A 2,419-nucleotide genomic window follows, 5' to 3' on the forward strand; every position below is an offset into this window, starting at 1 on the left:
CTCGGAGTTGTTTATAAGACACACACCAACGACGGCAGCATTGCATCCGGTAGCGCCGGCCGTTGGCCGGCCCAGGCGGTGATAGCGTGAGCGTTGCAGATTCAGATGTAATGAAACTGCAATCCAGTTTTCACTCCTATGAATGAGACAGGAAATGTGAAACCCGTCCCACTTCAGAAGCGGCCGTCGCCTTCCGATATCGGATCGCCCCTCTCCCATTCGCAGTGCCGACATGTCCAAGCCCTCTACTTCCGCGCCGACGCGCGCCTTCAGCCTGCAGTTCAAGCTGCTGGGTGCCCTTTCCGTTGGCCTGGCCGTGGTGGTGCTGTGCGCCGTGGCGGGTCTGGGCTCGGCCTGGCTAAACCTTTCGACCACGATTCCGCCGGAGGTGGCGCGCAATGCGCAGGCCGAAGCGCTGCAGCGCGAGTTCCGCATGCAGGTGCAGGAGTGGAAGAACGTGCTGCTGCGCGGCAGCGATGAAGCACTGCGAACCAAACATCTGAGCGCGTTCGACGCGCAGGGTGAAAAGGCCCGCGCACTGGCGCAGGGCCTGGCCAAGGACGGCGACGCCGAGACGGTGCAGCTGGCCAGCACCTTCCTCACCCAGCACACCACGCTGGAAAAGGACTATCACGGCGCGCTGGAAGCCTTCGCCGCCAGCGGCTACAACCCGCAGGAAGGCGACACGCTGGTGCGCGGCAAGGACAGGGCGCTGGGCACCACCCTGGATGCACTGGGTGCGCGTACCGCCATCGTCTCCGAAGCGGCAGTGAAGTCCCGCTCGGAGCAGGCACGTCGCATGCTGGTGCTGTGCGCAATGCTGACCGCCGCTGCGGCGGTGGTACTGATGGTGCTGCTGGGGTGGTGGCTGCGCCGCGCGGTGATTGCGCCGGTGGTCGCGGTGGAAGCGGCCGCACGTGCGGTGGCACGCGGTGACCTCGCGCATCACGTGCAGGTGCGCAGCCGGGATGAGATCGGTCGCCTGGGCACGGCGATGATGGCGGTGACCCAGACCCTGAAGGATGTTCTGGCCGCACAGGCGCACATGGCGCAGCGTCATGAAGCCGGTGAAATCAGCTTCCGCATGGACGACAGCGCGTTTGCCGGTGGCTACGGGCAGATGGTGCGTGACACCAATGCGCTGGTGGATGCGCATGTGCAGGTGCAGCTGCAGGCGATCCAGATCATGGGCCGTTATGCGGTCGGCGACCTGGCGCAGGACATGCAGCGACTGCCGGGCGAGCAGGCGGTGATCACCGAGTCGCTGGATACGGTGAAGCGCAACCTGGGCGCGATCAACGCGGAGATCAAGCGCCTGGCCCAGGCCGCCGCACGCGGTGACTTCAGCCTGCGCGGGGATGCAGCCGGCTTCCAGCACGACTTCCGCGACATGGTGATCGGTCTGAACCAGCTGATGGACACCACCGAACGCGATCTGGGCGAGCTGTCGGGCGTATTGCAGGCCATCGCCCGGGGCGATCTCAGCGTGCGCATGCAGGGCCAGTTCCATGGCGTATTCGCGCGCATGCGCGACGACGTCACCGCCACCAGCGAACAACTCACCGATATCGTGGGCGGCATCAAGCAGTCGGCGCAGGCGATCCAGACCGCCGCCGGCGAGATCGCGGCGGGCAATACCGATCTTTCGCAGCGCACCGAACAGCAGGCCGCAAACCTGGAAGAAACCGCGGCGTCGATGGAAGAGCTGACCTCCACGGTGCGACAGAATGCCGACCACGCCCGCCAGGCCAACCAGCTGGCGATCGGCGCGCACCGCGTGGCCAGCGAAGGCGGCGCGGTGGTGGGTCAGGTGGTGGACACCATGCGCGCGATCGAGTCCTCTTCCCAGCGCATTGCCGACATCATCAGCGTGATCGATGGCATTGCCTTCCAGACCAACATTCTGGCGTTGAACGCCGCCGTGGAAGCGGCGCGTGCCGGCGAGCAGGGTCGCGGCTTCGCCGTGGTGGCCTCGGAAGTGCGCACCCTGGCGCAGCGCTCGGCCGCGGCTGCCAAGGAGATCAAGGGCCTGATCGACACCTCCGTGCAGGATGTGGCCGGCGGTGCCGCGCTGGTGCAGCAGGCCGGCGAAACCATGCGCGAGATTGTCGACAGCGTGCAGCGGGTGACCGACATCGTGGCGGAGATTTCGGCGGCCTCGCAGGAACAGTCGGCCGGCATCGAGCAGGTCAACCAGACCGTGGTGCACATGGACGAGGCCACGCAGCAGAATGCGGCATTGGTGGAAGAAGCCTCGGCGGCCGCGCGCAGCATGGAGGAGCAGGCGGTGGCGTTGAATGACGCCGTGGATGTGTTTGTGTTGGCCGGTGCGCCGGGGTTGGCGCGCGCGGCGTAAGTTCCCAAGGCCGGGCAACCGCCCGCGCGTCCCACGTTGGGCGCCTCACGGTTCGCCCGGCCG

The 2,419-nt window shown here is 66.5% G+C and carries 1 protein-coding gene; it reads left to right on the top strand.

Going from position 1 to position 2,419, the window contains the following annotated elements; all coding sequences use genetic code 11:
- The first annotated feature begins 232 nt into the window (after positions 1 to 232).
- Positions 233 to 2,356, top strand: coding sequence for a methyl-accepting chemotaxis protein (locus QMX83_RS21225; protein WP_282298606.1), 2,124 nt, complete (start codon positions 233 to 235; stop codon positions 2,354 to 2,356).
- Positions 2,357 to 2,419: the final 63 nt, after the last annotated feature.

The sequence above is a fragment of the Stenotrophomonas sp. PS02289 genome, assembly GCF_029960115.1.
Classification (GTDB): Bacteria; Pseudomonadota; Gammaproteobacteria; order Xanthomonadales; family Xanthomonadaceae; genus Stenotrophomonas.

Excerpts from the sequence above, each read along its gene's own strand:
- QMX83_RS21225 (WP_282298606.1), top strand. The coding sequence starts at position 233 with ATGTCCAAGCCCTCTACTTCCGCGCCGACGCGCGCCTTCAGCCTGCAG.